Source organism: Pseudomonas viciae (assembly GCF_004786035.1).
Lineage (GTDB): Bacteria > Pseudomonadota > Gammaproteobacteria > Pseudomonadales > Pseudomonadaceae > Aquipseudomonas > Aquipseudomonas viciae.
Genome location: NZ_CP035088.1, coordinates 104,353 through 126,834 on the forward strand (window position 1 = coordinate 104,353; position 22,482 = coordinate 126,834).

Here is a 22,482-nt window from a genome sequence, read left to right on the forward strand (position 1 = left end):
CGTAGGCTTAACGCCTGCGGCAAGGGAGCGGTTACAACAGACTACGAACTCGACCGCCGTGCCTTGCTGCTTGTGCATCGGGTGTCATCAGCTAACTCCATTCAGAACCGAGTATAGACAGCGACTGCAACCTCGCAACGCGATGGCGTAAATCGTTTGAAACAGACGGGGCTTGCGCTAGAGCCCGCGAATGGAGAAGGATGCGAACTGCGTGATGGCAAATCGATATAACTGATGTCGTATCAAGGAAGAGGCAGTTATGCAAAATAGGTCTTAGGAGTGTTTTTGCGCCAGCTAAGTTATGTCTTCCCTATTTCATTGCCTTTGTTTCCTGGAGTTGTCATGAACACCGCCGCATTGCGCGAGCAGATCCAAAAAGCCCAACAACATGAAGCCGAGACCGGCCAGTTGACCCGTCAGCTGGAAGCCCAGTTGCCGAGCTTGCATGCAGCCATTCAACTGCCAGACGTTGATGCCAAGGGCGTCATGACCCGCTTTGTCACCGCTTATATCGAGCAGGTGCCCGACCTGCTGGACGCCGCCAACGAGGTGGCTCGCGAGGCCGGTATTGAATCGCAGATCAAGCCGGTGCTGAAAATCGCCGAGCAGTTTTTCCTCCAGCCACCCAAGTTGATGGAAGGTCACGTCGGCCTGGACAGCCTGTTGGATGAAGCCTACCTGGCGCACCGGCTGGTGGAGGAGGTCAACGATTTGTACATCAAGCATTTCAGCCAGCCACTGATCCCACTGGACATGACCGTCGCCAACCTGATCGCCCACCATTTGATCGGCGAACCGTTCGCCAACCAGTTGGATGAAGCCGTGCACCACGCGGTGGATGAAATGCTCGACGAAGACAGCTTTGCGCTGGAGTCGGTGGAATCGTATCGGGAAAAGCTCAACAGCCCGGACACCGGCGCTGCCTGGAAGCGCTGGCCGTGCCTGTCGCGCCAGTTGGGCGTTGGGTTGGAGCTGGATCAGCCAGCGGCTTGATCCAGCAGAAACCTAACCCCCTGTGGGAGCGGGCTTGCTCGCGAAAGCGGTGGATCAGTTAACGAACAGGTTGACTGGTGGTCTGCAATCGCGAGCAAGGCTTGCTTTCGCATTGGATCTCAGTTGTTCCTAAATTATTTGTCCTACACACGACCCGTTCGCCCCTCTTGGGTCAGATGATCGAATCAACATCCAGCATATAAGGTTTGCCAACGACGTACCCGCGAGCACCACTGACCAGTTCTATGTCAGCATTTACCGTAGGTGCCATTGCCAATTGCTCAGCGACCCTGTTCTCTGCATGTGCCCGCCAGCGGGCCAAGCTTTTTGCCAGACGTTCGGGGTGTTCCGACAAGCTTCCGTAAACGTCTTTTCCGCTGACCGATGTGGTACGCAGCGTAACCAGGCGGGCCTGCGTGGCGCGCGTCTTGTCAATCTCGTGGGTGAGCGCAATGCTAATGGGCCTTTCGCTACGTCCATTGGGGGCGCCCCGTCCTGTCAGATACCTGTTTTCGTCGCGCAACTGCTGGGTAATTCGTTCCAGTGCGTCGGCTATCCACTCATATTCGCGCCTTGTCACCAACGTGTCCCCCGACGCCTGCGCTTGATGCCAGCGTCGCAAGGTTGCCCAGCAAGCGGGGATGTAGCTAGGGACCATGAAGTGATTGCTGATGTGGAAGAGTTGAGACACTAATGCCGGACGATCCGGTAAGCCGTGCTTATGCTGGAGGGCCACTTCGCAGGCAGCGTGTTGAGTAATGGTGTCGCAACTGGGCGTCCACAGGATCGAAGACTTCTCCTGGCGGCCGAACTCCACCGGGAGGAAGTGCCGCAAAATGCCGTGGTGTGCGTAGGGCTCGCCTGTCCAGTTGGTGATACCGGCCACGAACACTGAAAGGCCAACGGGTACGTTGATAAACATCAGTGCGGTTCCTGTGCCATAAACGCCTGGCTTGGTGTTCATCCAACTGCCGGGCACGCTGGGTACCGGGTCGTTATGGTTGACCATGCGGTAGTGCACCAGGGATTGGGCATTTTTAACGAATGTGGCATCTGCGGCGCGGGGCGCGCCGTAGGTGTAGAGCTGGATGTTGTAATCGAAACCTGCTCTGCGACGCAGCATTTCCGAAAGCAAAAGTGCCACGGCTCCGCCCAGGCTGTGGCCGCAAATCAGCAGCTTTTGCCCTGTGTAGAACCTGTCCAGATAGCTTGTCACGAAGGCCGCCGCTTTTTTAGCGGCCCCATAGAACCCTTGATGCACTTGGCCGACACCTTCTTCAAATGGCACTTGTCGCGCATCGGCGTCGCGCAGGCCGTCCGGGAGCGTTTCCGAAGTGCCGCGCACTGCAATCAGGATCAATTCGTTGTTGTGGGTGATAAAAGCCTGGGTATCAGTGGCTTTCGCCCCGAGTTTGCGGTCGTCGAGAAAATGGACTTTGGCGGGATGTTCCTGATCTACGCCCAATTCTGGATTATTGACCGCGTAGAGGTTGGGGTCGAACGGCACGATCTCTAGACGTTTGGAGTAGGGCACGTCCTCGTACAATGGGTAGTAACAAGGTTTTGCTTGCTCTGGATAGAGCTTCCAGAGCTCTTCGAATTTAGCCAATGCATCCGCGAACCAGTTACCTATGCTCGGCTGTTGAGTGAAGCTTACCGGTGTTGTTATCGGCGATTTGTCAGGCATCTGGCCGAAGGGGCAATAGGTCAAGGTTGACATGAGCGCCAGTTGGTACAGGTTAAGTGCGCAGAACTCAGGTGCGGTAGACAACATAGGCCGTAAGGCCCGCAGAGGGCGAACTTCCAGCACCGTATGCTTTTGCGGCATCAGGGCCACTCCGAGCTTGCCGTGCTCGCCCATGAGCCGTGCCGGTCCCATGCTGAGTGGGTAATGGCGATACACCTCTGGCGGCAGATGCGCGACATGCCTGACCAGATGGCGTACTTCCACTTGGAAGAACTCATCGGCGCGGGCTTGCGCGGGATTTTCTCGGGTGCGGGTGGCGTTGGTGTTCAGGTAGCGTGTTTGTTCGGCGCGGACTTGCAGTTCGGTGATTTCGAGGGGGTAGCTATCTCTGCGCTGGAGCTCCGTATAGAGCTTTTCATGGGCTCGATACTTCTGATCCAAGACAAGGCTAATTGGTCCGGCGTAGTGGTTATCGACTTTGCCGATGCCTGTAGCATCCAGGTTGCCAGGGTATCGCTGACCCTCTGAATCGGTAACAAAATATGCCAGCCCAGCATATGGCTCACCCGAGCCAAACTCGTCCACGAGTTGAAAACTGGTCCATTGCCCACCCACGGGGCAGGCCAGCTTGCGACTGCTCAGCGGCGATTCCAATTCCTTTTGCAATGACAACATACGCAAATCTCCTTATTCCGTACAACCTGGGTAAATGGTGCATTTGCGCCCATCCGGCATCCGAAAGCCGCTGAAGTCTTTGTAATTGCCAAAGCAAAATGCGTATTGATCTTCAAAGTTATCGCCCATGCAGCGCTTCCAACCGTTAGGGACTTTCACCCAGGTATCCGCCATGTAGGGTCTTTCCTCTTCTGCCAACCTGATATTCATTTTCACGGTCTTACCCGGCAGTTGATCAAGGGTGTACGCCGAGAAAGGGCGACCACGTCCGGGCTCTCCCTGAGGGTTGGTTTTTTTACAATCGAGAATTTTTACGATGCGTCGCTTGCCCCCTGAAGTGCGGAACAACCACTGACATTGACCGTAAAAGGTGCTTTCACCTGCTTCGTTGAAAATGCCTTTGTACTGCGGTTCCAACTCCTCACGTATGACAACGGCTGCGGAATCTCCGCTGATGTCCCCCCAGTCATCGCCATAAGCCGAATTGATTTCGAGCCTGATGCGAGAGATCACCAATGGGCAGCCGCTAACTGTTCTGTGCAGGGCAATCTGAGAGTTCGGCTGATATTGTTTGCGCCACTCCAGGTTGTACCCGACTTCCGTATTTCTACCCCCAGGTACGGTGCAGGTTTGCCCCTTGGCTGGTACGTACACGGCAACGGCCTGATAGGCAAAATCGGGCGGCAGATCAGCGATAAAATTGAAAGTATTCGGCTGTTGGCTCACGCAACCTGTCGTTGTCGCAATGCTCAAGCCAAGGCTTATCCCCTGCAGGGCGCTCTTCATAACGGCGCTTCTCCCTGCCAAAACTCCGCTGTCAAACGCACCCGTTCAAAATGTTCGTCGGGGCTTTCGCCGGAGCGCGCCTGCCAGTGGGACGCCAGCGAATGGGCTGGCGCTTGCAGGCTCTGGGTCAGCAAAAACGCCAGCTGTTCCGGCGCCTGCCAGTTCCACACCTGCGCCTGGTTGAGCGTGGTGCGTAACCACCCGTCCGGGTCCTGCCGCTCGGCGAGTTTGGCGTAGACCTGGACATGCTCAGCTAGCAGAAAACGCCGTGCATTGATCAGACGGGTTTCCATGGTTTGCCATGGGGGAGCAGGTGCCTGTAGCCAAGGCGGCGAATCAGGTACCGGATGCTTGTCTGGGCACGGGTTATCGGTGCTTTCCCAGCCCGTACCCTGCCAATAGCACACACTGATCGCCGGCCCGAGATAGGCCGGATAGGCTTCCACAGGCAGATACTTGAGCGCCCGGGCCAATACGCGATTGTCATGGAAGCGATACAGCGCCTGATGGGGGGGCTTCCCGATGATTAATCGCTCACGCCAGTGTTCCACCAGCATGGGCAGATACCCTTTGGGAACGCTGGCAAGCCACCCCCAATGGCTGTATGGCCGCTTGAGCAGTTTGTTGATGTTTCTATCGTTGGGCTGATCGAAGGTGAAGACAAACGGGCCTGCATCATCGAGGTCAGCGACCGTGGTCTGGCCGTAGACACTCAGGTACTTATCGGGACGGCTGCTCTCCAGCAATGTCTGGCGCATCGGGCGCTCATTCTCGCAGTCCAGCACGATGCACAACGCGTGGCCGAGGCGATGCTGTTCGATCAACCATTGATGAGGGAGCGAGTGAGTCATGCGGCTGCGGCTCCTGTTGGACAGATACCTTCGCAACAGGCCTTGCAGACCGGACAGAAGTCCAATCCCACGGCTTTACTGACCGTCATCAGGGCACGCTGAGTGGGGGCGAACACTGGGGGCGGATTCAGCAGCGCAGCCAAGGAGGCTGTTGATTCAGGTTTCAATGACGAGGCTCTGGTGCCTGACAATGGGGTACCGCCGATCTGGATTTCACTGCTGCTGTGGATACCGCTGTGATCGATCACAAGGTGCTGGCCCCCTGCACTCAAACTGAGGGTTGCACCTGCCTGGAGGACCAGATGAGCACCTGCCTTGATATGCACTTGCTGGCCAGCCTCGACGACTAGCGTTTGCTCGACGCTGGTGTGGCGGTTGGCCACTCGCAGGTAGTCGTTGCCGTCGACCTGGGTTGTGCGATCGGCAGCCGTGGTCCGATGCTCTTCTGCTTGCAGTACGGTAATGCTGTTGCCCTTGATGGTTTCCCGACGCTCGTTGCCCACCACCAGACGACTGTCGTTTTCTATCTTCTGCTCCATGTCACGCTGGGCGCGCAGGTAGATCAGTTCCTGACCTGCGCGGTCTTCCAGATGCAATTCATTGAAGCCTTCGCCTGGTGAGCTGCGAGAACGGAACACCGTGCGGCTTTTGTGGGCAGGCAAGGGATAGGGCAAAGGGTTGGCGCTATTGGTCAGGCATCCGCTGATCAAGGGCTTATCGGGATCGCCTTCCATGAAGGACACCAGCACTTCCATGCCTACTCTTGGGATCGTGACACCGCCGTAGCCGTTGCCTGCCCAACTGGATGCGACGCGCAACCAGCAACTGCTGCCGTCATCGAAGTGGCCCGAGCGGTCCCAGAAAAACCTGACCTTGACCCGGCCATAGGCGTCGCAGTGAATGTCTTCGCCTTCAGGCCCCGTGACGATTGCTGTTTGGCTGCCCGATATGCGTGGTTTTTGGTAAGCCCGCTGCGAGCGAAAGATTGCATCCCAGGGCGTGGCCACGAAAGTATTGCGGTAGCCCTGATGGAAGCGGTCATTCTGTGCGTCAGTGTCGATGCTGGTACTTTCTTCCAGCACCTGCGGCTGTTTGCCTTCGTGCTGCACTTCGGTCAGCAGCCATAGATCATTCCACTCTTGGCGAGGGTGTTCACTCAATGGCAGGAAATGTCCCGTTGCCAGTTCCGGCTGATCACTCCTGCCTTCGGCCTGGCGGTAGTCGGCGCGATGGCGCTCCAGGGCCCGCCGAGTCATTAACTTGCCGCGATTTTCCTGGGTAAACCCGCCGGGAAAATCATAGGCCTCCAAGTCTGGTCGAAATTCGTCGATGTCTGGTTTACAGGCATTCTCCAGGAGAAACGTTGCCTTCTTGAAATCGTAATCACGGCGAGTGACTCGGCTGGTCCGAGTCTCCAGCCGCAGGCCAAAACGCTGGATAACCGGCTCGTCGCAAACCATACCGCTGTCGTGTTTATAAACGGTGGAGCGGTCAAGTTTTGGAAATACGGTCTGGTCATCGCCAAAGACCAGGTGGTGGCCTGAACCATCGTGCTGAAAATGATAGTGCATACCTTCTTCGTGACAGAGGCGCTCGATGAAGTGCAAGTCAGATTCGTGGTACTGCACACAGTAGTCACGCGGCGGATAATGCTCACTCAATTGGAAGCGATGAGTATCGGTGAAAATGCCATGTTCCTTAAGGATCAATGTGATGATCTGCGGAACACTGACGTGCTGAAAAATACGTTGATTGGTGCGGTGTTTCAAATAAGCCAGTTGTGGCACTAGCTGAATTTTGTAACGAGTTAAATATGTGCCGGGATCATTCTGTATAACGTGATAAATCAACCCGTGAACGCCGCGGTCTTGTTGATTTAACGCAAGAAACGCCGGCTTGTTTAACAGGCGTTCAAGATCCATATCCCTCCGTTCGCTGACGAGTTCAATATCGAATGAATAGGGTGTGCTAATGGCTTCGTATCCTTTGAAGCGCAAAACTTTGAGATCATGTTTTAGGTCGGCAATCTTGAGGCGAAAGTTAGAGCGATCAATGGTGTGGGACATCTGTTGGTCCTTGGGCTGTGGCTGTGACTCTTGGTCATATTGAAGCAGGCCTGGCGGGGGAAAATATCTATGACTGCAAAAAAAGAAAAGGATGTAGGATTTTTCTTCGGAGTAAAAGTGCGGTTGAGTATGAAACAGTTTGAAGTGATTTCCAGTGGATGGATGATGTGTCCAAACTTTACGAGAACGGCATGGTTTCGGAAGTTTCTGAGGGTGAGGTTTTTTTCGTAAAAGGAGAAATTTCCTACTTTTTTATTTGCCAAACTTTGGCATTCTTTGCGGCGTTCGGATGTTGAGTTGTGGTGTAAGTTTCTATTTGTAAGTTAATTTTTACCTTGAGTAACTATGCCTCCGAACGACCAAGTCATAAGCCAAATTTATTTACAGGATCGTGAATGTCGTATTCCGGAAAACTGTCCGCCTATTATTTGGCTCTCGCCAAATCGCCCGTTTCCAAGGAGCGTTTTGCGGGTACGGACGTCCGTTTTTCAAACGAATACGAAGCTTTGGAAAGCGAGCTGGGCAAAGCCCTGTCGATGCATGAAAGCGGTCAGGTCGACTGGCTGAAGGTCCTTGAGCAAAGTGAAGCGCTGTTGCGCACTCAGTCGAAAGATCTGCGAGTGGCAGCCTGGCTGACGTGGGCTTTGTACCAGCGTGAATCCTTCCAGGGGTTGTTAGCCGGTCTCGGTCTCTTGCAGCATTTGTGCAAAAACCACTGGTCCGAGATCTATCCAGCCAAGGCACGAACCCGTGCCGCCAGCATCAATTGGCTGATACCGCGCCTTGAGCGGGCGTTGAGCGATGATGTTGCGATCAAGGAGCAGTTACCGTTGTTCCGTCATCTGGCGCAGCAACTTGACGGTCTCGATGCCGTCTGCACCGCCCATTTGGGTGATGATGCCCCTCTGTTGTTACCGCTGTCCCGGCGATTCATCAACATGATCCAGCGCGTCACCGACAGCCAGCCACAAACCGGCCCCGTTGGGACGGTAGTGGCTCAGGTGAAGCAGGCAGCCACTCAACTGTTCACTCCCGGTGCGCCGATCGAAAACGAAAAAGAGGCCCATAAGGCCCTGCGTGCCCAGCAGGAAGGGGCGCGTCCGCTATGCGCCTGGTGGCTCAAACAAAAAGCCACTGACGTTCGCGCCCTGCGCCTCAATCGTACCTTGCTCTGGTTGGCTATCGACGTTATGCCCGAGCGCAATGCCGAACAGATAACCCTGCTGCGTGGGCTGCCGACGGACAAGCTCAAGGCGTATCAGGACACCCTCCAACAGGGCAACTACGCGGATCTGCTGGTGGAGCTCGAGATCAGCCTGGCGAAGGCCCCCTTCTGGCTCGATGGCCAGAGACTCGCCTGGGAGTGCCTGCAAGGTCTGAACGCCGAGCTGGCCATGCGGGAGGTGGAAATCCATTTTGCCTTGTTCATCCAGCGCCTGCCGGGTGTTGTCGAACTGCGTTGGCATGACGGTGCGCCGTTCGCGGACCCGGCCACCCGAGCCTGGATCGCTGCCCAGGTAATGCCTCACCTGCAAAGCCCCGGCGCCGCGCCCAGAGCCGACATTGCCGAGGACGCTACGCCTTGGGAGCTGGCGCTGGAAGAGGCTCAGTCGATACTGCGCAAAGATGGCCTCAAACCTGCCGTCCAGTTGCTCAGGCAAGGCATGCAACACGTTCACGGCGCCCGCGAGCGTTTCCTTTGGCGTTTCGCGATGGCTCGCTTGTGCTTCTCAGCCAAGAAATACGAACTCGCCAAGGTTCAGCTCGAGGCCCTCGATCAGACGCTACTACACCCGGACCTGAATGCCTGGGAGCCCGAGCTCGGGTTGCAGGTGCTGCATTTGTTGCACAACTGCTGCGAGTTGTTGCCCCAAAACCACGCCGTGCGTGATCGCAAGGAAGAGACCTACCGCAGGCTGTGTCACCTCGACCTGGAGCGGGTAATCGAATAGGCCCGCGGGCCCCAATTGCAAGGAGAAAAATCATGGCCCAAGAAGGCTCGGTCGCTCCGAAAGAGCGTATCAACGTCACTTTCAAACCCGCCACCGGTGGGGCTCAGGAAGAAATTGAGCTGCCGCTGAAACTGGTGGCGATCGGTGACTACACCCGCCGAAAAGATGAACGCAAGATCGAGGAACGTAGGCCCATCGGCATCGACAAGATGACTTTCGACGAGGTGTTGGCCAAGCAAGAACTGAGCTTGACCCTGAGCGTACCGAGCCGTCTTCAGGAGGAGCACGATACCGGGGAATTGGCCGTGCAACTGCGCCTGAACTCGATGAAGGACTTCAATCCGACGAGCCTGGTCGATCAAGTTCCAGAGCTCAAGAAATTGATGGAGCTGCGCGATGCGTTGGTAGCACTCAAGGGCCCGCTGGGCAATGCCCCGGCGTTTCGCAAAGCCATCGAAGGGGTACTCGCTGACGACGAATCCCGAAGCCGTGTGCTAGATGAGCTAGGCCTGAACACCTCAGCCATGGACGTTTGATTCACTCAGTCAAGGAAGCCGACACATGAGTACCCCTGCTGCACAGCAACAGACCCAAGACAATGGCGATTACAGCATTCTTGAAAGCATCATTGCCCAAACCCGTTTGACCCCGGACGATGAAGCCTACGACATCGCCAAGCGTGGCGTGTCGGCGTTCATCGAAGAGCTGCTCAAGCCGCAGAACAGCGGCGAGCCGGTCAAGAAAGCCATGGTTGATCGCATGATCGCTGAGATCGATGCCAAGCTCAGTCGTCAGGTGGATGAGATCCTCCATCACCCGGAGTTTCAGGCGTTGGAGTCGGCTTGGCGCGGTTTGCAATTGCTGGTTGAACGCACCAACTTCCGCGAAAACATCAAGATTGAAATGCTCAACGTCTCCAAGAGCGATCTGCTGGACGACTTCGAGGACTCACCGGAAGTCATGCAGTCGGGTTTATACAAGCATATCTACACGGCTGAATACGGCCAGTTCGGCGGGCAACCGGTGGGTGCGATTATCGCTAATTACTTTATGTCCCCAAGCTCGCCAGACGTGAAGTTGATGCAGTACGTGTCCAAAGTCGCCTGCATGTCCCATGCGCCGTTCATTGCTGCGGCCGGTCCTAAATTCTTTGGTCTGGAGAGCTTCACCGGCCTGCCGGATCTCAAAGACCTGAAAGACCACTTCGAAGGCCCGCAATTTTCCAAGTGGCAGAGCTTTCGTCAGTCGGAAGACGCTCGCTACGTAAGCCTGACCGTACCGCGCTTCCTGTTGCGCAACCCATACGATCCGCAAGAGAACCCGGTCAAGTCGTTCGTATACAAGGAAACCGTTGCCAACAGTCACGAACATTACCTGTGGGGCAACACTGCGTATGCGTTCGGCACCCGGTTGACCGACAGTTTTGCCAAGTTCCGCTGGTGCCCGAACATCGTCGGTCCACAAAGCGGTGGCACGGTTGAAGACCTTCCATTGCACCACTTCGAGAGCATGGGGGAAATCGAAACCAAGATTCCTACCGAAGTGTTGGTTTCCGATCGCCGCGAATACGAACTGGCCGAGGAAGGCTTCATTTCCCTGTCCATGCGCAAAGGCAGCGATAACGCTGCGTTCTTCTCCGCCAGCTCAGTGCAGAAGCAGAAATTTTTCGGTACCAGCGCCGAGGACAGGCAAGCAGAGCTGAACTACAAACTTGGCACCCAGCTACCGTACATGATGATTGTCAATCGCCTGGCCCATTACTTGAAAGTGCTGCAGCGCGAGCAGTTGGGGTCATGGAAAGAGCGCACGGACCTGGAGCGTGAGCTCAACAACTGGATACGCCAGTACGTGGCTGACCAGGAAAACCCGAATGCCGAAGTCCGTGGCCGTCGTCCGCTGCGTGCGGCCAGGATTGTCGTCAGTGATGTGGAGGGTGAGCCAGGCTGGTACCGCGTTGGCCTGAACGTACGACCTCACTTCAAGTACATGGGCGCCGATTTCACCCTGTCGTTGGTTGGCAAACTGGACAAGGCATAAGCGCAGTCATGACTTATGGCAGCCTTTTCGAGCGCCTGAATGGCGCAGTCCAAAACCGTGCGGGTATGAGCCGAGAGGTTTGCGTCGTGACATCCGTGGCTGCTCACCTGGCCAAGATGCTCAGCACCCGCGCGGGCAGCGTGCAGACTTTATCCGGTTACGGGTTACCGGATCTCAACGACATGCGCCTTAGCCTGCATGACGCCAGGAGTCAGGCCCGGAAGGCAATCGAGACATTCATCGAGTCTTACGAGCCACGCCTCAGGAATGTCTGTGTCGCTTCGTTGCCGAACAATGCCGATCAGCTTCGCTTGTCTTTCCGCATCGACGCTTTGCTGGATGTGGAGGGGATTAAGCGGCAGGTGAGTTTTTCCGCATGCCTGGACGGCAGCGGCCAAGTCAGGGTCAACCAAGGATAGCTCCCATGTCGTTCAACCACTATTACCAGAGCGAGTTGACCGCGCTGCGCCAGTTGGGCCGGTGTTTCGCCGAGCGTAACCCGGCGTTGGCACCGTTTCTGGGGCAGGCTGGGCGGGACCCGGATGTGGAACGTTTGTTGGAGGGGGTCGCGTTTCTGACGGGGCGCCTGCGTCAGAAGCTTGATGACGAATTGCCGGAGTTGAGCCATTCGTTGATGCACCTGTTGTGGCCGAACTATATGCGGCCACTGCCGGCCTTCAGTATTTTGCAGTTCGATCCCCTCCAGCGATCCGGACCCGCACTGCGGGTGGAGCGCGATACGCCGGTCGAGAGCAAGCCTGTCCAAGACGTACGTTGCCGTTTTCTGACTTGTTACCAAACTGAGGTCCTGGCGTTGGATCTGACTGGGTTGAGTTATTCGGTAAAGGGGGATGGTTCGCTGTTGAGCTTGCGTCTGGAGATGCGCTGCGACGGTCATTTGGGGGAGTTGCAGTTGAGCCGTTTGCGTCTGCACTTCGCTGGCGAACGGTACATCAGCCAGATGCTCTATCTCAGTCTGTTGCGCAAACTTGAAGGTATCGAGCTGATCCCTCTGGATGATACGGGCAGCCCCATCAGCGCCGTGGACGGTGCTCCAATGACGTTCCGGCTCTGCGCCGACTGTGTCCAACCGGTAGGGTTTGCTGAAGAGGAGGCACTAATCCCGTATCCGTTGAATACCTTTCGCGGCTATCGCTACTTGCAGGAGTACTTTGCCTTTCAGGACAAATTCCTGTTCGTCGACGTCAATGGCCTGGACGTGCTCAACGCTTCACCGCAAGAGGCCCTCAAACAGATGCGTGGTCTGGATCTGCGCTTCGATATTGGCAAGAGCGGCATCCAGCGGCTGCGTCCAACGCTGGATAATGTGAAGCTCTATTGCACGCCTATCGTCAATTTGTTCAAGCATGACGCGCAGCCAATCCGATTGGATGGCAAGCAGGACGAGTACCTGCTGCTGCCGGCCAATTACGACCAGGAGCACTGCGGCGTGTTTTGCGTCGAAAGCGTCACTGGCTGGGACCCCGGCGGCCAGGGTAATCAGGCCTACGTGCCGTTTGAGTCCTTTGAGCACGACTCAAGCTTCGATGTTCCCCACAGCCGCCCCTATTACAGCGTCCGCCAACGTCCGTCACTGCTGCATGGCGGCCTCGACACCTGCCTGGCCTTTGGTGCCCGGAACACTCAGACCTATGAAACCCTGTCGATCGAGCTGATGTGCACCAACCAGAATCTGCCCCGTCAACTCAAGCCCGGTGAGATCGACCAACCCGCCGAAAAGAGCCCTGAGTCGTTGAGCTTTCGCAACATAGGCTCGGTCACCCCGTGCTTCGCTCCGCCAATCAATCAGGACTTCCTCTGGAAGCTGATCAGCAACATGTCACTCAACTATCTGTCGCTGGCTGACGTGAGCGCGCTCAAGGTCATTCTCGAAACCTACGATTTTCCGCGCTACTACGACGAGCAGACAGAGAAAGTCAGCAAGCGCTTGCTGGACGGGCTCAAGTCGATCAGGCATCGCCACGTCGACCGGCTGCATCGCGGGTTGCCGGTTCGCGGCTTGCGCACCGAACTGACCATCGACCCCCAGGGATATATCGGCGAGGGCGATGTGTTCGTTTTTGCTTCGGTTCTTAACGAGTTTTTTGCGCTTTATGCCAGCCTCAATTCGTACCACGAACTGCGGGTGAACAGCACACAAGGAGAGGTGTACCAATGGACACCGCGTATGGGCCAGCAGCCGCTTCTATAAGCGTGCTGACACGAGGAATACGTGAGTACTCGCTGTTCCAGGCCGTGTTGCTGGTCGTGGACCGACTGCGAGAGGCACACCCGTTTTTGGACGATGAGGATCTGTACGAGCGGTTGGAGTTTTGTGCCAACCCAAGCCTCGGATTCCCGGGTAGTGACATTGATCGATTGGAGTTTTTCGAGGAACACGGGCAGGTGCGGGCTCGTCTGCGCTTGAACCTGATTGGCTTGGTGGGCGCTGGGTCCCCCTTGCCTGCGTTCTATGGTGAACAGGCTTTGGGGGACGACGAAGAGGGCAATCCAACTCGTGATTTCCTCGACCTGTTCCACCATCGTCTTCAACGATTGATGCTGCCTATCTGGCGTAAGTACCGCTATTGCGCCAGTTTCCAAAGGGGGGCCCGCGATCCGTTTTCCGAGCAACTGTTGGCGCTGATTGGCTTGGGCGGCGAACAGATCCGCAAGGCCACTCAATTGAATTGGAAACGTCTGCTGCCGTACCTGGGCCTATTAAGTCTGCGGGCGCATTCGGCGGCGTTGATCGAAGCGGTACTGCGTTATTACTTCAAGCACGCCGAATTGAACATCGAGCAGTGCATCGAGCGTCGTGTGGCCATCCTTGGCGAGCAACGCAATCGTCTGGGGAACGCCAAGAGCCTACTGAGTGAGGATTTGGTGCTGGGCGAACGAGTTCGTGATCGCAGCGGCAAGTTCCGGATCCATATCTGCGAACTGGACTGGCAGCGTTTCCATGAGTTCTTGCCGATCGGCGTCGGTTACCAGCCGCTGTGCATGCTGGTGCGATTCACCCTGCGCGATCCCCTCGAATATGACATTCGCCTGGTCTTGCGCCGACAGGAAATACGCGATCTGCGTATTGGAGAACAGAACATCTGCCGCCTGGGATGGACCAGCTGGCTGGGGCGTGAACGCGCTGACGGCGTGGTGATCCTCAGCAGTAAAACTCAATAGGAATGGACGACATGATCAACGTAGACCTTCAGCAACTCATTCAGGCGCTGGACGCCGACACCAGGAGCGACTTGGAACGTTCGGCCGAGCGCTGCGTGGTCCGTGGCGCAAACAAGGTCCTGGTGGAAGACTTGTTGCAGGGTCTGCTGGAACGACCGCAAGGTCTGCTCGCCCGTGCTTTGCAGGATGCCCAGCTAAGCGCAAGCGAGCTGAGCGCCGCGCTGCAACCGCGTACTGAGCATAGCGCCTCGCGCAACCCGATATTTGCCCCTGAGCTGGTGCAGTGGCTGCAAGATGCGTTGCTGGTGGCCAATCTCGAACTGGGCCAGAGCCAGGTCGGGCAAGCAGCCTTGAACCTGGCGTTGCTGCGCAATCCGATCCGCCACGCGGGCAGCTATTACCAAGTGTTGCTTAGCCGGCTGAACGTCGACCGGCTGAAAGATTTCGCCTTGTCACAACAGGTACAACCGGTTGCCGGTCAATTCGCCGTGCCAGGCGACTCCCTGCTGGAGCGCTTCACTCATAACCTGACCCAGCAGGCCCGCGATGGCCAACTCGACCCAGTGCTTTGTCGGGACGGTGAGATCAGGCAGATGATCGATATCCTCGTTCGTCGCCGCAAAAACAATCCCATCGTGGTCGGTGAAGCGGGGGTGGGCAAGACCGCTATCGTCGAAGGCCTGGCCTTGCGCATCGCCGCCGGGGAGGTACCGTCAGTACTCGAAGGTGTCGAATTACTGTCGTTGGATATGGGACTGCTGCAGGCCGGAGCCAGCATCAAGGGCGAATTCGAGCGTCGCCTCAAAGGTGTGATCGACGGCGTCAAGGCTTCGCCAAAATCCATCATCCTGTTCATCGACGAAGCCCACACCTTGATCGGTGCGGGTGGCAATGCTGGTGGTTCTGACGCGGCCAACTTGCTCAAGCCGGCCCTGGCCCGAGGCGAACTACGGACTATCGCGGCCACTACCTGGGCTGAGTACAAAAAATACTTTGAGAAAGACCCGGCCCTGGCTCGTCGTTTCCAGCCAGTGCAGTTGCACGAGCCGACCGTCAGTGACGCGGTGACCATCCTGCGTGGTCTGGCCCAGGTCTACGAGGCCAGTCACGGTATTTACCTGCGTGATGATGCGGTGGTTGCGGCGGCGCAATTGTCCGCCCGCTATCTGGCTGGTCGTCAACTGCCGGACAAGGCCGTCGATGTGCTCGACACTGCATGCGCGCGCGTGCGCATCAGTTTGGCCGCTGCGCCACAAAGCCTCGAGCGACTGCGCGGCGAATGGACCGAAGGCGAGCGTCAGCGCCATGCGCTGCGTCGTGATGCGCGGGCCGGCCTGTTGATTGATCTCCTGGAACTGGAGGCGCTGGAGGGGCGTCTGGATGGCATCGAAGACGAGTGTCGGGTACTGGAGATCCAATGGACCGAGCAACGAATTCTTGCTGAGCGCTTGCTGTCGCTGCGTCAGCAACTGGCCAGAGCGCGGGAAGCCGCGGTGGATCAAGCCTTGTGCGTCGAGACCCTGGAAGCGGCATTGAGCGAAACCCATAGCGCATTGATGGAGGCGCAAGTTCAGGGACGTCTGGTCAGTTTCGAAGTTTGCCCACGGCTGGTGGCCGAAGTGATCGGTGCCTGGACAGGCATACCGCTGGCGCAACTGGCACGGGAGCACAACGTTAAAGTCGCCAGCTTCGCGGCTGACCTGCGTACACGCATTCGCGGTCAGGAACAGGCTGTGCAGGCGCTTGACCGTGCGATGCGCGCCACCGCTGCTGGCCTGAACAAACCTGACGCCCCGGCGGGTGTATTTTTGTTGGTGGGGCCCAGCGGCGTCGGTAAGACCGAGACGGCTCTGGCCTTGGCTGATCTGCTATACGGTGGCGACCGTTTTATCACCACCCTCAATATGGCCGAGTTTCAGGAAAAACATACTGTTTCCCGACTGATCGGCGCACCACCTGGCTATGTCGGTTTTGGTGAAGGCGGCATGCTTACCGAAGCCGTGCGGCAAAAACCCTATTCAGTCGTGTTGCTTGACGAGGTCGAAAAGGCTGACCCGGATGTGCTGAACCTGTTCTACCAGATCTTCGACAAAGGTTTGGCCAATGACGGGGAAGGGCGAGAGATCGACTTTCGTAATGTCCTGATTCTGATGACGTCGAACCTGGGCAGTGAGCGCATCAGCGAGCTGTGCGAGAACGGCGCGCAACCGAATGCCGAACGCCTCGAAGAAGCCATTCGCCCAATACTCAGCAAACATTTCAAACCAGCGCTGCTGGCACGCATGTGCGTGGTGCCGTACTACCCGGTAAGCGGCTCGGTGTTGCGTGAGCTGGTGGAAATCAAACTCGATCGCTTGGGTGGGCGACTGCACCGTCGTCAGCTGACCTTCAGTTATTGCGGGAGGCTTGTGGACCACTTGGTTGAGCGTTGCGCTCGTAGCGACGGTGGCGCTCGGCTAATCGATCATCTGCTCGACCTGCACCTGACCCCGCGGGTGGCGGACCGCTTGCTCGCGGCCATGGCGGCTGGTGAACAGCTGCGACATGTACACGCCACGCTTAGCGGCGACGCCGTAGCTTGCGAATTCAACTGAGATGAGTGCGATGTTCAAGCAAGTTTCGCAACCGCTGGCCTACGCAGAAGCCCTGGCGGCGTTGTTTTCCAACCTTTCGCGCTCGGTCGATGGTGTTGCGCTGTCGGCGGATTTCATTCTGGGAGCCGCGCGGCTCATTGGCTGCGAACTGGTGCAGTTGTACGTGCGCGATACCACCCGCACTCACCTGGAAATAGACACCGAATGTCTGGAGGGCCAGTTGCAGTTTCGTGACCGAGCCGGCCTACCTTCCGATTACAACGGTGAGCAATTGTTGCAGTTCGCCCTGTGCCAGAACCGCGTGGTGTGCCTCGGCGCGTTGAGCGACAGCGTGCACGACACCCGCTTTCTACCGGTCCGGGCCAAGCCTTGGCAGTCACTGCTCTGCGTGCCGTTAGCCAACTCGCAGGGAGACGTCGAGGGCTTGTTGCTGTGCGCCAGCAGTCAACACGTCGACCTGCGCGGGTTCGCCGAATCCTTAGGGCATCTTGGGGCGTTCGTGCTCAACCAGATGCACCGATTGCAATGCCTGCGCCGTCCTGCTGGCGAAACCCAGCCTATCGCCACAAGCCTGCCGAGTGCCACCGGCTACGGCTTGATTGGTAGGAGCGCGGCGATGCGCCATACCTGCTCATTGATCAGCAAAGTACTGCATAGCCCTTATACCATCTTGCTGCGTGGTGAGACCGGCACGGGCAAGGAGGTGGTGGCTCGGGCCATCCATGATTGGGGGCCGCGTCGGTCCAAGGCATTTATCGTGCAGAACTGCGCGGCGGTGCCCGAGAATTTGCTGGAAAGCGAGCTGTTCGGCTATCGCAAGGGCGCGTTCACTGGAGCGGACCGGGACCGTGCGGGGCTGTTCGATGCGGCCAACGGCGGCACGCTGCTGCTCGATGAAATCGGCGATATGCCATTGTCCCTCCAGGCCAAGCTGCTACGGGTGTTGCAGGAGGGTGAGGTCCGTCCGCTGGGGTCTAACGACACCCATACCATCGACGTACGCATCATTGCCGCCACTCACCGCGATCTGAAACTGTTGGTGACGGAAGGCAAGTTCCGTGAAGACCTGTATTACCGCCTCGCCCCGTTTCCGATCCAATTGCCGGCGCTGCGTCAACGCGAAGGCGACGTCATCGAACTGGCGCGACATTTTGCCGACAAGGCTTGCACGTTATTGCGGCGTGATCCGGTGCGCTGGTCCGACGCGGCGCTCGATCATCTGGCCGCCTACGGCTTCCCCGGAAACATACGTGAACTCAAAGGTGTCGTGGAAAGGGCCGTGCTGTTGTGCGAGGGCGGCGAACTGCTGGTCGAGCATTTTGAGCTGTATATCGAGCCCCCGCCGGAACGTGGCCGCATGAACCTTCGCGAACGGCTGGAGCAGGTTGAACGTGGCTTGCTGATCGATTGCCTGCGCGAGAACGCCGGTAACCAGACACGCACCGCCCGCGAACTCGGCATTGCACGCCGCACGCTGCTTTACCGCCTCGCACGACTGAATATTCATCGGAGGGATTACGGTGATTGACCCTCGTCCTCACCCACTCATGCCGATGCTGGTTCAGCCCTTTCATTGATGGAGAACTTTCTATGCCTGTCTATCCCTGGCAAGCCCTCCTGCTGACTTTCGTCGTGCTATTCGGCCTCGGCGGCTGTAGCGGTAATTACAAATTCAATGACAGTGGCTATCGCCCACTGGGTGATCCGCAGGCGGTCAATCGCGGCAAGTGATCGCAAGGAGTCTCATCGATGGAACTTGTTTTCGAAATGCTGAATGCCAGGCAATTCATCGCTACACCGCCGCGTCAGAAAACTTTCGGGCCGGCCGGTGGCGTGATCGGGCGAGGCGAGGGCTGTGACTGGATCATCCCGGACCATCGGCGTTTGCTGTCCAAGCGCCATGCGCAAGTCAGCTTCCGTGAGGGCGAATTTTTCCTAACCGACATCAGTGGTAACGGCACGACCCATCGTGAAAGCGGCGAGCGCCTGCCCAATGGCGAACCGGTACGCATCAAGGACGGCGATATCTACATGATGGGCGATTTCGAAGTCCTGGCCCGGCTGCTCGCCGGCCCGGCCAGCAACGCTACCGAAACCGTACGTCCGGTACCCACCGGCAATCTCATTCCAGACGACGCATTTCTGGATCTTGATCCGTTGAAGGCCTTGGACCAACGGGAGCGTGTTTACCCGGAAATAGATGAGTTGATCAACCCTACAGTCGTACCGCCGGATGCCCTACATCGTCCGGACTACGCACGCGTCGACATGGAGAGCCTGCTGTTGCCGGAACTGATAGACGCTCCGATCGAGCCTGCGCGGGAGTCGGTTGCATTATCCGATGCGGTCGAACGTCCACACGAAGGTTTCTGGGAGCGTTTCGGTAACGCACTGGGCATGGATCTGAATAGCTTGGACATTGAGGCCCGCGAAGCCCTGGCGATCAGTACCGCGCGGCTGCTTAAGGAAAGTGTCCAAGGTCTGCAGCAGAGTTTGCGCACCCGTGCCGAGCTGAAAAACGAACTGCGTTTGGCCCAGACCCTCATCCAAAGCGAGCAGAAGAACCCGCTGAAGTTTGCCGACGATGCCCGTCATGCCCTGCAGGTGCTGTTGCAGCCGGCCCAACCTGTCCAGTTATCTGCCGACCAGGCCATAGCCCGTGCATTCCGTGATTTGCAGGCTCATCAAATAGCCTTGCTAGCTGCTAGCCGCACCACCTTGCGCGCAACGCTGGAACATTTTTCGCCTCAGTTATTGGCCCTTCGTCTGGAGCGGGACCATAGGCCGCTGATCAACACCGCTGGCCACTACTGGAGGGCTTATGGCCGCTATCACCAAGCCCTTTGCCAGAACGACGATTGGACCGAGCGTCTGCTGGCCCGTGACTTTGCCCAGGCCTATGAGGAACAGGTTCGCCTTATTTCCACCCTGCACACCAATCACCATGGATGACGTACATGTCTCGCTGCACGATGCATTTATTCAGAACTTCGACGGTATTTGCCACGATGCTGCTGTTGGCTGGCTGCGCTACGTTGTCGCCTTTGTCGACGATGACCAAACTCAACCTCACGCTGACGGCCAGCGCTCAAGTCAATCCAGACCTCAACGGACGGCCATCACCGGTGGTGGTGCGGTTGTATGAGCTCAAGCATCCGGTGGCTTTCGAAAACGCGGATTTCTTCAGTCTCTATGAACGCGCCAGGGAAAGCCTGTCGCCCGATCTGGTTTCCAGCGAAGAGCTGGAGCTACGCCCAGGTGAAACTGTCGAACTCAGGCTCGACATCGCCAGGGGCGGACGTTATGTCGGTGTGCTCGCGGCGTATCGTGATCTGCCGAAAGCTCGATGGCGTTATACGCTGCCGGTCGCTGCGGCGCGGTTGACCGAGGCGAACCTGACCTTTGATCAGGACGGCATCGCTGGCGCTCATGAACGATTGGCCAAGGCATATGATCGATGAACCACGATAAAGTCATCTGGCAGGAGGGCATGCTGCTGCGTCCGCAACATCTGCAGCACAATGATCGTTACTTCGATCACCAGTTGAAGGTCCGCACCCGGTTGCTAACCAGTTACGCTTGGGGTTTCCTGGCGCTGGAAATCGATTCGCAGTTTCTCAACATGGGCCAACTGGTGGTCAGCCAGGCTGCTGGCGTCTTGCCGGATGGCAGCTTGTTCGAATTGGGTGGAAGCGCCGAACCGCTGGTCCTAGAAGTCCCGTCCAATACCAGCAATGCCCCTATCTATCTCGCGCTGCCACTGGTAACCGGCAATCACATCGAGTCCCGTCGTCCGGAGCAGTCTGACGTGCTGGCGCGCTACACCACCTACGAAGCGCAGGTGGCTGACTCCAATGCCGCAGACGCCAGCAGCAGCCAGATCAGCTGTGGCCGTCCTGATTTGCGCCTGCTGCTGGGGGAGCAACAGAGCGACAATGCGTTTGTGAAACTCAAGCTTTGTGAGGTGCTCGACACCACGCCTGATGGTGTGATCAAGCTTGATCCGAACTTTGTGCCGACCTTTATCCAGGCCAGATCATCCAGCTACCTGCTGTCGTGCCTCAAAGAGGTCATCGGCATGCTAGGTCTTCGGGGCGACAGCCTGGCAGAGCGGGTTCGCTCCAGCGGCAGGGGGGGTGGTGCACAAGTCGGTGATTTCATGATGTTGCAACTGATCAACCGCACCGAACTGTTGCTACGTCATTATCTGGACCTGGAGCAGGTGCATCCCGAAACGCTATACCGCTCACTGTTGGTCCTGCTGGGTGACCTGGCGGCTTTCTCCAGTGACAGTAAACGCCCGCCGCTCAGTAACCGTTACCAGCACAGCGACCAGGGCGGATGTTTTCGAAACCTGATGCAAGCGATCCGTCAGGTACTGTCAATGGTGCTTGAGCAGCACGCTATCGAACTGCAACTGCAGGTGCGCCAATACGGAATTACCGTTTCGCCAGTGCAGGACCTCTCATTGCTGGATTCGGCTTCGTTCGTATTGGCGGCAAGTGCCAACTGCGACGGCGAAGAGCTGCGCCATCGCTTGCCGTCGCACTTAAAGGTCGGTTCGGTTGAGCGCATTCGTCAGTTGGTCAATCTGCATTTGCCTGGGATCAAACTCAGGCCATTGCCCGTGGCGCCGCGGCAGATCGCATTCCATGCCAACAAAACCTATTTCATCCTCGAACCTAGCTCCGAAGACCTGGCTCAGCTCAAGCGCTCCGCCGGCTTTGCATTCCATGTTTCCGGGGATTTCGCCGAGCTTGAACTGAATTTTTGGGCCATTAGGAATTGACCACCATGGATAAGGATAATCCTCAGGATGAAACAACCGTCTTGCTCGATCATTACGGACGACACCCGGCTTCGGCGCCATTGACCAATGCTGCAGCGCCGCCGCGAATCGAGCAGCTGCAAGAGCGCATGATCTACGCCGCTCACCGCCCGCCGTCTCAGATATTCAATTCCACCCTGAACCCGCTGGTGGCGGCTGCGTCCGGTTTGCTGTCGCAATTGGTGTCTATCCAGCACGGTCGCGATCGTGAGGATCTGCAAAACCTCAAGCGGGAGCTGACCTTGGACCTGGAGCTATTCGAAGCTCGTGCCTTGCAGGGAGGCGTTGAAAGCAGTCAGCTAGTTGCCGCTCGATACGTGTTGTGCACAGTGCTTGATGAAGCGGTCGTCACCACATCGTGGGGACAGGGGAGCAGTTGGTCACAAATCAGCCTGCTCAGCACCTTCCATAATGAAACCTTCGGCGGCGAGAAAGTTTTCCAATTGCTTGATCGCTTGTCGAAACACCCTGACAAGCACCTGCCGATACTCGAGTTGTTGTACCTGTGCCTGTCCCTCGGCTTCGAGGGCAAATACCGTGTTCAGACACGCGGAATGCTCGAACTCGAAGGCATCCGCGACACCCTTTACCGGCTGATTCGGCAGGTACGCGGTGACATCCCTCGTGAATTGTCACCCCACTGGGAAGGCCTCAATGGCGCGCGTCTTCATCCTGCACGCATTGTCCCGGCGTGGGCAGTGGCAGTCCTGACGCTGGTCTGCCTGGGGGGGATGTATTCGAGCTTTGCCTGGGTGTTGGACGAGCAACGCCAAAGTGTACTGCAACCTTATCAACTGCTTGAGCCGATCATCGCTCAGCCGCAGCCGTAA

Annotated in this window: 18 protein-coding genes; 14 read left to right on the forward strand and 4 right to left on the reverse strand. The window is 57.3% G+C overall.

Features of this window, described 5'->3' with window-relative positions:
* Positions 1-342 precede the first annotated feature (342 nt).
* Positions 343-993, forward strand: coding sequence for a hypothetical protein (locus EPZ47_RS00490; RefSeq protein ID WP_135843047.1), 651 nt, complete (start codon positions 343-345; stop codon positions 991-993).
* A 172-nt stretch (positions 994-1,165) separates the two neighbouring features.
* Here EPZ47_RS00490 and EPZ47_RS00495 read toward each other — a convergent pair whose 3' ends face one another.
* Genes EPZ47_RS00495 through EPZ47_RS00510 form a run of 4 tightly spaced genes read right to left on the reverse strand, consistent with a single transcriptional unit; the run spans position 1,166 to position 7,058 of the window.
* On the reverse strand, positions 1,166-3,355 hold the full coding sequence (locus EPZ47_RS00495) for a lipase family protein (protein ID WP_135843048.1): 2,190 nt from the start codon (positions 3,353-3,355) through the stop codon (positions 1,166-1,168).
* Positions 3,356-3,367: 12 nt separating this feature from the next.
* Entirely contained in the window at positions 3,368-4,141 is a 774-nt protein-coding gene (locus EPZ47_RS00500; RefSeq protein ID WP_135843049.1) for a hypothetical protein, read from the reverse strand.
* Complete coding sequence (locus EPZ47_RS00505; protein ID WP_135843050.1) at positions 4,138-4,992, reverse strand: DUF4123 domain-containing protein; 855 nt, start codon at positions 4,990-4,992, stop codon at positions 4,138-4,140. The genes EPZ47_RS00500 and EPZ47_RS00505 overlap by 4 nt, the downstream gene beginning before the upstream one ends.
* Positions 4,989-7,058, reverse strand: a complete 2,070-nt coding sequence (locus EPZ47_RS00510; RefSeq protein ID WP_135843051.1) for a type VI secretion system Vgr family protein — start codon at positions 7,056-7,058, stop codon at positions 4,989-4,991. The genes EPZ47_RS00505 and EPZ47_RS00510 overlap by 4 nt, the downstream gene beginning before the upstream one ends.
* A gap of 395 nt (positions 7,059-7,453) precedes the next feature.
* Here EPZ47_RS00510 and tssA point away from each other — a divergent pair, with 395 nt between their 5' ends.
* The 13 genes from tssA to icmH all read left to right on the forward strand — a co-directional run bounded on the left by tssA (position 7,454) and on the right by icmH (position 22,482).
* Complete coding sequence (tssA, locus tag EPZ47_RS00515) at positions 7,454-9,010, forward strand: type VI secretion system protein TssA (protein ID WP_135843052.1); 1,557 nt, start codon at positions 7,454-7,456, stop codon at positions 9,008-9,010.
* 32 nt (positions 9,011-9,042) lie between these two features.
* A complete protein-coding gene (gene tssB, locus EPZ47_RS00520) occupies positions 9,043-9,546 on the forward strand; it encodes a type VI secretion system contractile sheath small subunit (protein WP_135843053.1) in 504 nt (167 codons plus the stop codon).
* Between the two features lie 25 nt (positions 9,547-9,571).
* A complete protein-coding gene (gene tssC, locus EPZ47_RS00525) occupies positions 9,572-11,047 on the forward strand; it encodes a type VI secretion system contractile sheath large subunit (protein ID WP_135843054.1) in 1,476 nt (491 codons plus the stop codon).
* An 8-nt stretch (positions 11,048-11,055) separates the two neighbouring features.
* Positions 11,056-11,466: a type VI secretion system baseplate subunit TssE gene (gene tssE, locus EPZ47_RS00530; protein ID WP_135843055.1), complete on the forward strand. Its 411-nt coding sequence runs from the start codon at positions 11,056-11,058 to the stop codon at positions 11,464-11,466.
* A 5-nt stretch (positions 11,467-11,471) separates the two neighbouring features.
* Positions 11,472-13,259, forward strand: a complete 1,788-nt coding sequence (gene tssF, locus EPZ47_RS00535; protein ID WP_135843056.1) for a type VI secretion system baseplate subunit TssF — start codon at positions 11,472-11,474, stop codon at positions 13,257-13,259.
* Positions 13,223-14,230: a type VI secretion system baseplate subunit TssG gene (tssG, locus tag EPZ47_RS00540; protein WP_135843057.1), complete on the forward strand. Its 1,008-nt coding sequence runs from the start codon at positions 13,223-13,225 to the stop codon at positions 14,228-14,230. Before tssF ends, tssG begins: the two co-directional genes overlap by 37 nt.
* Before the next feature lie 11 nt (positions 14,231-14,241).
* The gene (tssH, locus tag EPZ47_RS00545) at positions 14,242-16,824 is read left to right on the forward strand and encodes a type VI secretion system ATPase TssH (protein WP_135843058.1); all 2,583 of its coding nucleotides are present in this window, start codon (positions 14,242-14,244) and stop codon (positions 16,822-16,824) included.
* Positions 16,825-16,834: 10 nt separating this feature from the next.
* Positions 16,835-18,352, forward strand: coding sequence for a sigma-54 interaction domain-containing protein (locus tag EPZ47_RS00550; protein ID WP_135843059.1), 1,518 nt, complete (start codon positions 16,835-16,837; stop codon positions 18,350-18,352).
* 62 nt (positions 18,353-18,414) lie between these two features.
* Complete coding sequence (locus tag EPZ47_RS00555; RefSeq protein ID WP_135843060.1) at positions 18,415-18,555, forward strand: type VI secretion protein; 141 nt, start codon at positions 18,415-18,417, stop codon at positions 18,553-18,555.
* Positions 18,556-18,573: 18 nt separating this feature from the next.
* The gene (gene tagH, locus EPZ47_RS00560) at positions 18,574-19,776 is read left to right on the forward strand and encodes a type VI secretion system-associated FHA domain protein TagH (protein ID WP_135843061.1); all 1,203 of its coding nucleotides are present in this window, start codon (positions 18,574-18,576) and stop codon (positions 19,774-19,776) included.
* Between the two features lie 5 nt (positions 19,777-19,781).
* Complete coding sequence (gene tssJ / locus EPZ47_RS00565; protein WP_135843062.1) at positions 19,782-20,285, forward strand: type VI secretion system lipoprotein TssJ; 504 nt, start codon at positions 19,782-19,784, stop codon at positions 20,283-20,285.
* Complete coding sequence (gene tssK / locus EPZ47_RS00570) at positions 20,282-21,613, forward strand: type VI secretion system baseplate subunit TssK (protein WP_135843063.1); 1,332 nt, start codon at positions 20,282-20,284, stop codon at positions 21,611-21,613. Before tssJ ends, tssK begins: the two co-directional genes overlap by 4 nt.
* A 5-nt stretch (positions 21,614-21,618) precedes the next feature.
* Complete coding sequence (icmH, locus tag EPZ47_RS00575) at positions 21,619-22,482, forward strand: type IVB secretion system protein IcmH/DotU (protein ID WP_135843064.1); 864 nt, start codon at positions 21,619-21,621, stop codon at positions 22,480-22,482.